Source organism: Halorubrum sp. C191, assembly GCF_002727095.1.
GTDB classification, from domain to species: Archaea; Halobacteriota; Halobacteria; order Halobacteriales; family Haloferacaceae; genus Halorubrum; species Halorubrum ezzemoulense.
This window is the reverse complement of record NZ_NHNZ01000170.1, coordinates 387-12879: the sequence shown is the minus strand read 5'-3', so window position 1 is coordinate 12879 and position 12493 is coordinate 387. Positions and strand designations below refer to the sequence as shown.

Here is a 12493-nt window from a genome sequence, read left to right as displayed (position 1 = left end):
CCGTTCCTCGCCCAAGTCGGAGAGCGGAGACGCACCAGTAGACGTGCGCGTGACTGGTGGGACGTTGAACGGTGAGAGTCACCAGCCTATTGCTGGCGACTAATTGCCGGGAGTCCACATCAAAGCCCTACCCTCAAGGACCGAGGCGCGGAGCGCCGAGGGAGTAGGGTAGGGTAGTTTACACGCCTGAATACAAGCCTTGACGTACCGTCGCGCGACGTTCTGATCACAGAGCAGCCGCATCACCGTGGTGCTCGACTCTCGTCGGCTAACCGCTCACGGAACCGATTTGCTTCCGTGCTGATCGCGTCCATCTCTTGCGGGTTCGCCTCGTATTGACATCCTCCTCCGGGTAAACGCGGAGGAATCCCGAGCGGTGGGAGTTTCAGGTTTACAGTCCAGTCAGTGGACTACCAGCCCTTTCGGGCACGGGTAGTCCCACAGTGTCGGACTGGTGGACTGCTGGCCATGCCAACTGGCCGTTACCCCTATCCTCAACCGTGTACGGCGTCCCAGTGTTGTTTTTGCCACGGGGACGCCGGCAAGCGTCAACGGACTTGGGGGTATCGTCTGGTTTGCTTTGAGCAGTCGGCACAGACACACCCTTCGAGGATATGGCGTTCACCGACCGCCCTTTCAGATACTGTCGTCTGAGAGACGAAGTCTCTCGTGATCACGAAAATCGAAGATTTTCGAACGACCTCGTTACGCGGGCGGACAGGCCGCCTCCGAAGGACGGTTCGGAATCCGCTCCGTTCCGACCGATTCCTAGCTCTCTATAGAGCGGCCTGTCAGTTAAATCTCTGTCTGTGAAACTCGGTACAGACGTTCGGCTAGTGGATTGCTTCCCATTATGTCGGCTTCATCACCCGCCTGAAGGCGGGTGTATTCGCCTTCTAGCCTCTATAAGTGAGAGCGGCGTCGATCTCGTCTGGCGTGAGGTCGAACGCCTCGGCGACGGCCGCGGTCGACCAGCCCTGTTCACGAATCAGTGACCCGATCTGGTGGACACCGACCCGTGTCCCTTCTACTCGTGGCTTTCCGCCGAGTACGTTTGGCGTCGAAACCACGGGGATTGTCACGCTCATGCTAAACGCTTCGCTGTGAAGCGTCATAATGCTTTGCCGGACGGTAGTCGCTGAGTGGAGTCGGCTCTGGCAATGTGAACGGGGCCGAGAACATCCGCCAGAAAGTATCTCCGAGTCCCGCCATGGATGGCGGTGATAGGAGTAACGGCTGGTTGGCACAGCCATCGACGTTCCTGTTTGACAAGGAAACTGGTGCGTTTGTACCTCAAGAACAGGTAACGTCGTAAACCACAATATCCCAACCCAGCGGTGCAGTGCCGTGGGAATTCTCGCGTTTCAGCGCGGGGAGGATGTCAATGACGCCGATCGTTGCTGCGACCTCAGGTGAAACCCCTTCCACCGCGAGCGCGACACCTGCCATTAATATTGGGTGTAAATAACAATACATTGGATGAGAAGATAGATGGTCAAAACGGTTGAAACATAATTAAGATCTAATTTTGGTGTACAAAGGGCGCTAAAATGGCTCTTGTTTGGTGCCGAATAAGCCGAAGGATATACATGCGTCCGTGTGTAGTATTGTACACAGTGAGATATACTGGAGGTTCCAAGGGTCAGTCGAAAAGTCGAGAATCAATTCTCCGTTCCGACACAGTGAGAACTCTCATTGTACTGTCTATGGTAGTGCTCCTTTCGACGGCGGGAGTCGCTACAACTACGATCGGGGCACAGGCACAGTCAGCAACCGGTGGGGATCCAGATCTTGAGGCATACGCCCCGGAGCCAACGCTGACGCCCGGTAACACTGAGACGCTGACAATTCAGATCGCAAATGATGCCACCACGCGGTACGACACTCCACCCGAGCGAAACCGCGTTACTACCGCTCGAAACGTAGTCGTTGAACTAGACAGCAGCAGCGCTCCCTTGACAGTTGAAACTGCTGAGCACTCAGTCGGCTCGATCAGTGAGAATGAGCCGCGATCAGTCCCATTTACCGTTGACATCCCTGAGGATGCCGAGCCAGGGACCTACGAGGTTGACGTTGAGATGACCTACTCGTACACCTCTTTCCGGCGATCTGGTGGCGGTGAAAACGAACGGACTTACACCGTGACTGACACCGTTGAAATCGAGATCGACGATGCGCCACAATTCCGACTCACCACTGTTGACGACAGCGGACTACAGATCGGTGAGTCGGGGCCGCTCACGGTACAAATCGAAAACATTGGTGGCGAGCCTGCCCGTAATGTGGCGCTCTCGCTCAGCTCGCAGAGCTCGATGGTTGGATTCAACGGCCAACAGAGCGATGTCGGGCGTGTTGACACGTTAGCGCCTGGTGAGGCTGCTGAAATCACCTATGAGACGGCTGTGAAGTCGGACGCATCGGTTCGACAGTACGAATTAGACGGGACAGTCCAGTATACGAACCCAGATGGGATCGATGGCCGCGACACCGATCTCTCGACTGGGATCGAGCCGGCTGCTGAGCAGGGTTTCAGCCTAGATATTGTTGATGGGACCGTGCGAGTCGATGAAGAGAGCACCATCCAAGTCCGGGTAACCAACGAGGGGCCCCGCACCGCAAACGATGTCGCCCTCGATTTCGCTCGTGAGTACCCGACGCTGCGGCTCCTTGTAGGATCGGTGTCTGCGGGGACGCTTGAACAGGGTGAGTCTGCTACCGTTCGGCTTCCGATTGCCGCGACCCGTGATGCTGAAGCCGTCGAAAAGTCTCTTGACATGCGGGTACAGTACCGAACGGACGCTGATGAGCAGCGGTACGACAATGACGTCTCGCTTGTGACCGCAATTGCCCCACGCCGTGACGACTTCCGAGTGGCAGCTTCCAACGCCACTATTGGTGTTGATTCTTCGCGACTCATCAAGATCGAAGTCACCAACAACCGGAACCAGACGCTCACCAACATCGAGGCGAGTCTCGGCACGAGTGACCCGCTCGACAGCGATGACGACGATGGATACATCGAATCGCTCGACCCCGGCGAGTCGACGACGCTAGTGTTTGAGCTCTCGGCGACCAGCGACGCCAACCCGAAAGGATACGCTGCGAGTATTGACTTCCGGTACGATGACGAGCGCGGCAAGTCGATGATGTCCGAGACGTATCAGATTCCTGTCCAGGTCGAAGAGAATGACGGGCTTGGAGTATTTTCAATCCTGCCGCTCGTTGGTGTCGGACTCGTCGGTGCCGGTGTAACCGTCTACGTGCGCCGGCAAGGCGATGGACTCCCGTGGTCGGCATAACTCCGTGACTGGGCACAACACCATCAGTTCGTGGGGCACTACGAGGCAGACCAACCAGCGACACGACAGACGACAGAGAACATGACTGACGATGGACCAACCCCACTTCGTGACGGCTTAGAGCGACTCGGACGGTTTTCTGCTGAGAACCGCCGGACTGTGTTTAGTGTCGTAGCTGTGCTCGTGGTCGTTTCGCTCGCTATTGCCGGACTTTCTGTCCAAATGAGCCTCGGGATGGAGTTATATATTGACGACAGCTCACAGACGAATCAAAACTGGCAGGAGGTCAAAGCCGACGACACGTTCGATCTTGGGAACAACGTGTTCGTGATGATCGAGACCGATCACCTCTATGAACCAGAAACGATTCGAACGATAGACCGGCTTGACAGACGGTACACAGCGACCGATAAGTTCTCCAGTGTTACGAGCCTCGCAGACGTAGTCAAACGAGGAAATGGCGGCGAGATCCCAGCAACCGAGCGAGAGGTCCGCGCCGCAATTAATCGCGTTGAATCAACCGACACGAGCACGGCGGCGCTCGTGAACAACGTGAACCCCGACCGAGAAACGGCATTGATCGTTGCGACCTACGGGCAGGTTGATGTCCCAGACGCAGAAGACCAGTACTTTGGGTTTCTCCCCGGAACGGCAGCAGGGTACCTCACCGATAAGGTATCAGATGCAACCGATCATGTAACCGTGCCGCCACACGTTGATGTCACGGTCACCGGCGCGCCGGTGTTCGAAAACGCTGCGTTCGGACTCATGCTCCCTGAGATGATCCAACTGTTCGCAGTTGCGTTCGCTATCATCTTCTCCGTGGTGTTTCTGGTCATGCGTGGGCGACTGTACCGAACGTGGAAAGTGTTTCTTCCCGTCGGGACGGCACTCGTTGCGCTCGTGTACATGCTCGGGATGATGGGAATCGTCGGGTTCAACTTCAACGCGATTATGCTCGGCGTCCTCCCAATCGCGCTTGGACTCGGGATCGACTTCAGCCTCCAACTACATACGCGGTACATCGAAGAGCGTGAGAAAGGGCGAGAACCCGTTGACGCTGCAGCCTCGGCTGCACGCACAACTGGGAACACGCTGTTGTTAGCGATGGCGACGACGTCGATCGGTCTTGGCGCACTGTTGGTTTCGGCAGTGCCACCGACTCGGCAACTCGGCGCGACGGCGGCGTTTGGCGTAATCGCTGCGACCGCGCTGTCACTCACGCTACTCGTCGCGCTGTTGGTTCAATTTGACGATGACGAGTACGACCAGACGGGGCCAACAGCTTCAGACACCACCGAAGCGACAGCAGCCGCTACTGCGGCCGAGAGAAACTCTTTGACGGATAGCAAAAATAAAAACTCTCCTTCTCCTGAGCCGTCGGCCAGCGACCAATCGAGCGGGGTCCTCAGTGACGACGAGCCTGCGTTCGAGCGTTTCATCGGTACATTATCTAGTGGGATCGCTGCGTCGCCACTTATCGTGATTCTGCTTATGATCGCGGCAATCGGCGGCGGCGCGGCTGTGTATCACGATGTACCGACGACTCAGGAAATGCTTGACTACTGGCCGGATATCGAACAGCGCGACGATCTCGAAGAACTCGAAAGCACTGCGCAGAGCCCGAACGTAATCTACCTCCTAGTAGAGAGCAAAGATGCCTACTCGCCGACGACGTTCAGGCGGGCATCAGCCTTCGAGACCGCTATTGAGGATCATGACGACGTAAACGCTGCGATGAGTTCAGTCACTGCTGTCGAGATGGCCACCGGGGGGGACATCCCAGAGCGCCGGACACGGCTTATCGATACGGTTGACCGGCAGGCGGCGTCCGACCTCATGCCGGTCGGGAGTCGTGAAGACACACCGGATCGGTTCGTCATTCAGCTATTCGTCGACGATATTGAAGGCGAGGAAGTTAGACACTTGATCGACGACACGGAGGCGACTGCCGATAGACACCTTGTCACCGAGCGGACCGCCGTCACCGGCAAACCGGTCGTCAACCGGAACGTGATTGAGAATGTGACCTCTGGCCGCGATCCGATGACCGTATTGAGCTTCGGGTTGGCAACAGTGTTTCTCGCATTAGCGTTGCGATCAGTCCGCGAGTCTGTGTTGCTCGTTGTTAGCGTCGCTATCAGCGCCGTGATGCTGATCTCGATAGCGATGTACCTACTAGGTATCCCGTGGAATCCCCTCACCGTTGCGACCGGCTCGATCGCGCTCGGTGCGGGGATCACATATGGGATACACGTCCATGAGCGGTTCAAAGAAGAGCTATTTGAGCGCGGATCGACCCCCGTAGTAGCGATGCGTGAGGCTATGGTGCGTAAGTCGCGGCCGGTCATTGGCTCTGGCGCGACGACGCTATTTGGATTCGGTGCGCTTGGGATTTCACAGTTCCCCGTGCTCGCAAACTTCGGCATCGCCGTCGCGCTTGCGATGACGTTCGCGCTGGTGACCGCCTTCGTCTTTCTACCGGCGTCTGCGTTGCTGCTGGCCAGATGGACGAACACCTACGATATCGTGGTCGACTCGACGTGATTGCCGTGTCTCCTTTAGTTTGTGTTTATCAAAAGTCGCTTCTCGGATGTTTTTCTCCCGTCTTTGATGGCAATACGCATTTATACGGAGGTCGTCACCTATATTAATTCTAATTTAATTGTCATGGATTAATCACACGGGGAATTGATTCGGCAACTACTGTTTCAGGTGAGGAAAATGTCACCACGGCCACACTGCTATTACCACATCCACACCGACCTTCCAGAGCTGTCGCGCGACAATTTTGAGGTCATATGCGAACGACTGTTCACGAACGTACTGAAGATCATACCGGAGCTTTGCGCGTGGGTCGACGCTGCTGGCATCGTTGATCTGCGCGAGTCCGGTCAGGCCGGGCTTGACGAACCACCGTTTCCGCCATGTCTTGGTTTCTTCTTCAAGGAGATGTTCCTCTTCGGTCCACACAGCACGCGGTCCGACGACGCTCATGTCTCCGCGGAGGATCGACCACAGTTGAGGGATCTCGTCGAGATGCGTCTGGCGGAGCACTCGACCTACCCGCGTGATACGATCATTATCGTCGTCTTCGACTGGCGTTGCCGATTCGCCTTCAGGTGTCATTGATCGGAATTTAAAAACCGGAAATGTCTCTCCGAATACGGCTGTGCGCTCCTGTTGGTACAACACCGGGCCGCGGTCTTCGAGTTTGATCGCGACTGCGATGCCTACGATGATGGGTGCGAGCGCGATGAGTCCGGTCAGTGAGAAGGCGATATCAAAGCCACGTTTGAACATGTAGTCTTGGATATCCCACGGTTCGATCTTAACATCGACGAGTGACGCATTCGGGTCCGATGTATCCGTCAACACCGTGTCCGCATGTGTTGGGTGAACTTTCGCTGCCACGCCGTGTTCATAACACGCATCGAGCGCGCCGAAGAACTCTGCGCGGTCGGGGTCGGCAAATGCGAGCACGACCGTGTCGATATCCTGTTCGACGAGGATATCCTCGAGTCGAGAGAGGCCACCAAGCCGAGAGATATTGAGCGAACGCTGACCGCCGTCCGCGGCATGTGCGATACCGGGAGCCCCGGCGTCCCGGCTTTCCTGTTCCGACTCGGTACCCCGCAGCGAGCGAATCACTGTCGGACAGAGATAGCCGAGTAGCGGGAGTTCCGCGCCTCTTGCGATCTCGGCAATCTGACCCGGGTCGTCCCCAACGATGATCGCGCGTTCGCTGCGCGCCTCGGGGCGGCGTAGCCAAATGAACCACACCGGCAGGATGACTAACAGCAGCGGCGTGATCAACACGAGCGTCAGCCGCGGCACCTTGTACGTGTAATCGAAGTAGCCGATGGTCGCCAGCGCGAACACGGCCACGAACGTGCGCTTGTGTGCGAGCGCGACGATATCGAGAATCCGCCGCGGGCGCGGCTTGTAGAGGGGGACAAACGCACCCGCAACGACCACCACGGTCAGCGCCACCTCGATGACGAACTCCGCGCCCGCAGGTGGGTCGGGGGGCAGCCGACCGAGCACAGGAACCATCGCCGCGGCCGCCTGAACAGTCGCGTTGTTGGCGAGCATCACCGCGAGCCCAACGAGGGCAGCGACGCCTCCCACGCTCGCGAGCCGGTACCGCCATCCGGTGTCCATTACTGATCCGTGATAAGTGTGTCAAGTTAAACACTATGTTTCCTCCGGTGGTCGGATCGAGGGGTCTCGCTCGCCCGCGACGCCTCCGAACCCGAGGGTGGGCCCGTCCACGACCGAAACCGCTAATCGGCGCGCCCGACAGGTGACAGCCAATGCCCTCGCCTGAGGAGACGACCGCGGCCGCGCGCGAGTTCCTCGCTGACCACCCCGAAGCGGAAGACGCCTTCGCGGCCCTCGTTGAGCGCGACGCCCGCGACGAGCCGTGGACGTTTGCCGACATTGACCTCGACTCCGGTCGGTTCGGCGAGCTTGTCGCCCGCGACCTCGCCCATGAGGTCGATACTGGCTACCGGCTCGAAAATCCGAACGCGATCCGCGCCGCGATTGAGTCGGGGCCGGCCGACGCTGCCGATACGACTGACGCTGCCACTGACTCGTCCACAGCTACCGAGGGAAGCGATGACGATGGCAGTGAGACAGCCGCCGGTGATATCGTGATGTCGCGAGTCTCCTCGGTAGCTGACGTCGACGTTCTCACCTTCCTCGGGCTTCTTGGAGGGCTGCTTGTGGTCGCCAGCGCGCGCCTCGTGGCCGCGCCTGCGGTGTTCCAGCAGGGCTTCGTCGTCTCCCCAAGTAACGACACGTACTTTTTCCGCTACTGGCAGGAGCAGCTGGCCGCTCGCGCGGACGGAATCTTCGATCTGGGGCTGTTCGCGGACATGGGCGGCGCCGCGGGCACGCGTCCGCTTGCCCACGCGGTCAACTGGTGGCTGACGGTCCTGCTCGGTGGCGTCGACGCTGCGCCCGTGGTCGCCGCGTGGCTTCCGGTCGTGGCGTCCGTCTGTCTGGGATACTTCGTCTACCGGACCGCACGCCTGCTCACCAGCGATGTGCGTGTCGCGCTCGCCGCCGTGCTGTTCTACGGGCTCGCGCCCGTCAACGTCGTGTACACCTCCGTGGGCTTCCTTGACCATCAGGCCCACCAGTACCTGTGGCTCGGTCTGCTCGTTGCCACACTGACCGCGCTCGGTGTCGACCTTTCCCGCCGGGACGCCCAGTCCGAAACCGAACCAGACCAGCAGGCCATCGCGCGGGCCCACGCACAGAACACAACGATGTGGCCCATTGCACTCGCGCTCGCTGTCGCCGTAGCGGCGTCCGCTCACGCCTACGGCGGCTCGCCGCTCACGTTCGTCCCAGTCGCGGCTGTCGTCGGGCTCCGCGTTGCGCTCGACGTTCGGCGGGACCTCTCCCCGACCTACGCAAACGCCCCCCTGCTTGCTGGGCTCGCGCTCGGCGCTGCGGGAGCGCTCGCCGCACACCTCGCGTTAGGCTGGCACGAGTCGATCGCTGCGGTCACGCCCGTCCTCGTCGCGGGCGGTGCGTTTGTCGTTGTCGGGCTAGGGGAGTTGTGGCGCCGCGTCTCCCTGCCGCCGCTTGCCCTTGTCGCGGCAGAGGCGGTCGTCGCCGTGGGGGGGCTTGTCGCCTATGCGCGCCTGCGTCCGGGCGATATCGAACGACTCCGGACGCGCGCCGACGATCTGTTCTTTCGGGAAGGTATCTCCGAGACAGTCTCGCTATTCAGCCCGGATTTTGCGGTAGTGTTCGGACCGCTCCTCCAGCTCGGCCTCGGTTTCTACTTCGCAATCGCCGTCCTCGCAGTCGCGACGTGGGTGGTCGCGCGCCGTTACAAGCCCGGCTGGCTCGTCTTAGTCTGCTTTGCGTGGTACTACACGCTGCTCGCAACGATTCAGGTCCGCTTTGCCGGGCAGTTGGCGATCATGATTGCGCCCTTCGCGGGGATCGGTCTTGTTTACCTCCTGTCGGCAATAGACATCGCACGTCCTGTAGCCGCCCTCGGTCGCGGCAACGGCACCGACTCCTCGTCGACTCGCGGTCAATCGAGCCGTGGTCGACCGAGTCGCGCCGGAGCGAACAGCAAACCGGATGGAGGGACCGCGATCACGTCGCTCGCGCTGCCTGAAGGAACCCGATTGCGGGGGTATCTGGCCGCGACGGTCGCGCTCGTGTTGTTGTTCAACCTTCTCCTCGTCCCGTCACTCGTCGGACAGACTACCTATGATCGCGCGCAGTTTGACGCTACGCTTACGGTTGATTCTCACGCCGAGGACGCTGACCGTGAGTACCCACAGAACTTCGTGTTGAGCCAGTGGGGCGACAACCGAATGTACAATTACTTTGTGAACGGTGAAGCCCGCAGTTACGGCTATGCACGAAGCAACTACGATCAGTTCCTTACCGCTGCGCACCCAGACGAATGGTACAACCGCTTTCAAGATCGTGTCGGGTACGTCGTCGTCACTGAACGCGAAAACGCACCTCCAACGGAGTCTACTTACACAGCCCTCTATGATGGGCTCGGCGCCGGCGTCAACGACACCACCGCAACCGGCCATTACCAGCTACTCACTTCCACTGAGGGGATCCGGACCTTTGCGGTCGTCCCCGGCGCGACGATCTCCGTGCCAGAGCCCAGTTCCGTCGGCGTCGAAAATGGAACGGTGACCGCAACAACAACTGTGACTGTGCCCAATTCGTCCGGTGAAGTCACAGCAACTGGCACAACATTCGAGTATGTACGCCACGCTACTGTCTCGAACGGAACCGCAACAATCCGGGTCGCACACCCCGGAGAGTATCAGGTTGGAACACAATCTGTGACCGTAAGCGATGACGCTGTTCACAACGGTAATCAAACAGTCGTTCAGCCGAAATAGTCTGTCTCAGTATCGGCTTTTTTCTGTTAGTAGTCGTCTCGGCGGACAGGCGACAGTCAACTCGCCCTGAAGTCTGGAACGGTGACGTCGAGTGGCGGATTCACCGCTCACCCGGACGGGTCTGAGACTGAGTTCATGGACAAGCCCCACCCTCAAAACGTCGAAAACGTTCAGCGTGGGGTAGTCGACTTGTGGGTAACTGAGGCACTATTCCCGTGGCGACAGATATGCGAAGCCAAGAATTACTAATACGGTTACGACGATCCCGAATCCAGGAACCTCTGACTCTGTCCCCCCATCAGTTGTATTGGATGGTCCACCGTCTTGCTCGGTCTTTTGATTGACAACATCATTCGATGTCTCGGTTTCATTACCCTCTTGATTAGAGGTGCCATTGGGCTCTGCTGAGGTAGTGCTCTCCTTACTTGATGTATCGGTGGCTGTTTGATTCCCATTCACAACCGTTTCATTCTCATCTACAGCCGTTTCGTTTGTATCCACAGCTGTTTCGTTTGTATCCACGGCCGTTTCGTTCGTGTCCACAGCTGTTTCGTTTGTATCCACAGCCGTTTCGTTCGTGTCCACAGCTGTTTCGTTTGTATCCACAGCTGTTTCGTTCGCATCTACTACTTCGTCTTGCTCATCTTCTTCACTCCTATCATCATCGTCACTACTTGAGCTACTGGACTCATCTGTTCTACTTCTATCGTCTTTGGCATCCTCTGATTGAAGCTCCTCAACACCGTTTGCGAGCGTTTTCGTTGACTCGATAACGCTGCGAGGCGCGGGTTGGTTGAGATAATTATTGTTTAATACGACGTAATTACTGTTCTCACCTGCGTTTGTGCTAGCATACGGCTGTCGCTCAAGAATCGACGCCTCAGAGTCTGTCACAACTATCAATTCAGGATTTGTTTGGAGGATTACCTCATCTGAGAGCTGTGGATACCCGTCTGCCTCTGACGCAGCAACATTAGTAGTCCCACCAATCTGCATAATTTCGTTGATGAAGGTATTGTCAGCAGCGACATACCCGCCTCCAAGTGGATACAGTGCATCAGGACGATCAAGCTCAGCGGTCTGGTTCTCTACATTTTCCACCGTTTGGTTCATCTCAGTATTTACTTCCGCTGCTGTCTCGCAGTTTCCAACAAGACGGCCTGTGCGCTCTGTTTTTGCCGCAATGTCATCGACATCGGTAGCAGCGGGGAAATGGTAAACAGTGAGGTTCTGTGTACGAAGATCTGCGACTTCTGAGGCGTTCGGTGCCAACACAAGGTCGGGATTAGTCGCAACAACCTTTTCGACGCTAACACCGAATTCTGCGGAGACATTTGTTTTGCTGGCAGTCCCGTTCAAGTACCCCGCAAACTCGGTTACACCGACAACCCGGTTTTGCGCACCTAACTCCCAGAGGGTCTGGGCAGCTGATGGGTTTGTTGTCGTGATCCGATCTGGCTGTTCATTAATCGTGATTTCTGTCCCTGTTGCGTCTGTTACAGTAAGTGGGAACCCACACGTATCACTACTATTGACTGTCTCCTCTGTTTTGTTGGCTTGAAGATCTTCAACAGCAGCAGCGAGAGTTTTGGTCGATTCAATCACACTCCGGGGCGCCGGCTGGTTTAGATAATTTGTATTCATAACTACATAGTTATCTTCTGCCCCAGCAGTTGTGCTCGCGTAGGGTTCCCTATCAAGAATTGCGCCCTCTGTATCGGTCACGAGCATGATCTCAGGATCTGTTTTGAGGATGACTTCATCCGAGAGTTGTGGATACCCATCTGCCTCTGACGCGGCGACGTTGGTTGTCCCAGCAATCTTCATGATTTCGTTGATGAAGGTACTGTCAGCCGCGACGAAGCCTCCCCCAAGTGGGTACAGTGCATCGAGACGATCAAGCTCAGCAGTCTGGCTTTCTACATCCTCTACAGTCTGATTCATCTCGGTGTTTACCTCCGCTGCTGTCTCACAGTTTCCAACAAGACGGCCTGTGCGCTCTGTTTTTGCCGCAATGTCATCGATATCGGTCGCGGCCGGGAAATGGTAGACTGTGAGATTCTGTGCACGAAGATCTGCGACTTGATCAGCTGAGGCGTTCGGTGCTAACACAAGATCGGGATCGGTTGCGACGACCTTTTCCACGCTGACACCCACTCCTGCGGAGACATTCGTTTTGCTGTCAGTTCCGTCTAGGTACCCCGCAAATTCGGTTACACCAACAACCCGGTCTTGCGCACCGATCTCCCAGAGCGTTTGGGCTGCTGACGGGTTTGTTGTCGTGATCCGATC

7 protein-coding genes and 3 pseudogenes are annotated in these 12493 nt (G+C 57.5%); 6 read left to right on the top strand and 4 right to left on the bottom strand.

All coding sequences use genetic code 11. From position 1 onward, the window contains the following. Positions 1-103 (top strand): annotated as a pseudogene (locus tag Z052_RS21075) (RNA-guided endonuclease TnpB family protein); the annotation flags it as partial. 793 nt (positions 104-896) lie between these two features. Here Z052_RS21075 and Z052_RS15180 read toward each other — a convergent pair. Then, the gene (locus Z052_RS15180) at positions 897-1088 is read right to left on the bottom strand and encodes a DUF433 domain-containing protein (RefSeq protein WP_089309052.1); all 192 of its coding nucleotides are present in this window, start codon (positions 1086-1088) and stop codon (positions 897-899) included. A 65-nt stretch (positions 1089-1153) separates the two neighbouring features. On the opposite strand from Z052_RS15180, the pseudogene Z052_RS15175 reads away from it, so the two are divergent. Further along, positions 1154-1315: pseudogene (locus Z052_RS15175) on the top strand (RNA-guided endonuclease TnpB family protein); the annotation flags it as partial. Here the strand turns inward: Z052_RS15175 and Z052_RS20280 are convergent. Next, positions 1294-1449: a hypothetical protein gene (locus tag Z052_RS20280; RefSeq protein WP_158228710.1), complete on the bottom strand. Its 156-nt coding sequence runs from the start codon at positions 1447-1449 to the stop codon at positions 1294-1296. The pseudogene Z052_RS15175 and the gene Z052_RS20280 sit on opposite strands and share 22 nt — an antisense overlap. 263 nt (positions 1450-1712) lie before the next feature. On the opposite strand from Z052_RS20280, the gene Z052_RS15170 reads away from it, so the two are divergent. Beyond that, positions 1713-3299 carry a COG1361 S-layer family protein gene (locus Z052_RS15170; protein ID WP_144050047.1) on the top strand — a complete coding sequence of 529 codons (1587 nt, stop codon included), beginning with the start codon at positions 1713-1715 and terminating at the stop codon, positions 3297-3299. A gap of 81 nt (positions 3300-3380) precedes the next feature. Continuing rightward, positions 3381-5846 carry an RND family transporter gene (locus Z052_RS15165; protein ID WP_144050046.1) on the top strand — a complete coding sequence of 822 codons (2466 nt, stop codon included), beginning with the start codon at positions 3381-3383 and terminating at the stop codon, positions 5844-5846. 180 nt (positions 5847-6026) lie between these two features. Here Z052_RS15165 and Z052_RS15160 read toward each other — a convergent pair whose 3' ends face one another. Next, entirely contained in the window at positions 6027-7463 is a 1437-nt protein-coding gene (locus Z052_RS15160) for a sugar transferase (protein WP_099289217.1), read from the bottom strand. A 152-nt stretch (positions 7464-7615) separates the two neighbouring features. Between Z052_RS15160 and Z052_RS15155 the strand changes: the two genes are divergently transcribed. After that, on the top strand, positions 7616-10201 hold the full coding sequence (locus tag Z052_RS15155) for a hypothetical protein (protein WP_099289216.1): 2586 nt from the start codon (positions 7616-7618) through the stop codon (positions 10199-10201). A gap of 33 nt (positions 10202-10234) precedes the next feature. Further along, a pseudogene (locus tag Z052_RS21070) lies at positions 10235-10450 on the top strand (hypothetical protein); the annotation flags it as partial. Here the strand turns inward: Z052_RS21070 and Z052_RS15145 are convergent. Further along, the coding region (locus Z052_RS15145; protein WP_099289215.1) for a PGF-CTERM-anchored ABC transporter substrate-binding protein at positions 10409-12493 on the bottom strand (2085 nt) is incomplete at its 5' end. The pseudogene Z052_RS21070 and the gene Z052_RS15145 sit on opposite strands and share 42 nt — an antisense overlap.

Excerpts from the sequence above, each read along its gene's own strand:
- Z052_RS15165 (WP_144050046.1), top strand. The coding sequence starts at position 3,381 with ATGACTGACGATGGACCAACCCCACTTCGTGACGGCTTAGAGCGACTC.
- Z052_RS15155 (WP_099289216.1), top strand. The coding sequence starts at position 7,616 with ATGCCCTCGCCTGAGGAGACGACCGCGGCCGCGCGCGAGTTCCTCGCT.
- Z052_RS20280 (WP_158228710.1), bottom strand. The coding sequence starts at position 1,449 with ATGGCAGGTGTCGCGCTCGCGGTGGAAGGGGTTTCACCTGAGGTCGCA.
- Z052_RS15180 (WP_089309052.1), bottom strand. The coding sequence starts at position 1,088 with ATGAGCGTGACAATCCCCGTGGTTTCGACGCCAAACGTACTCGGCGGA.
- Z052_RS15160 (WP_099289217.1), bottom strand. The coding sequence starts at position 7,463 with ATGGACACCGGATGGCGGTACCGGCTCGCGAGCGTGGGAGGCGTCGCT.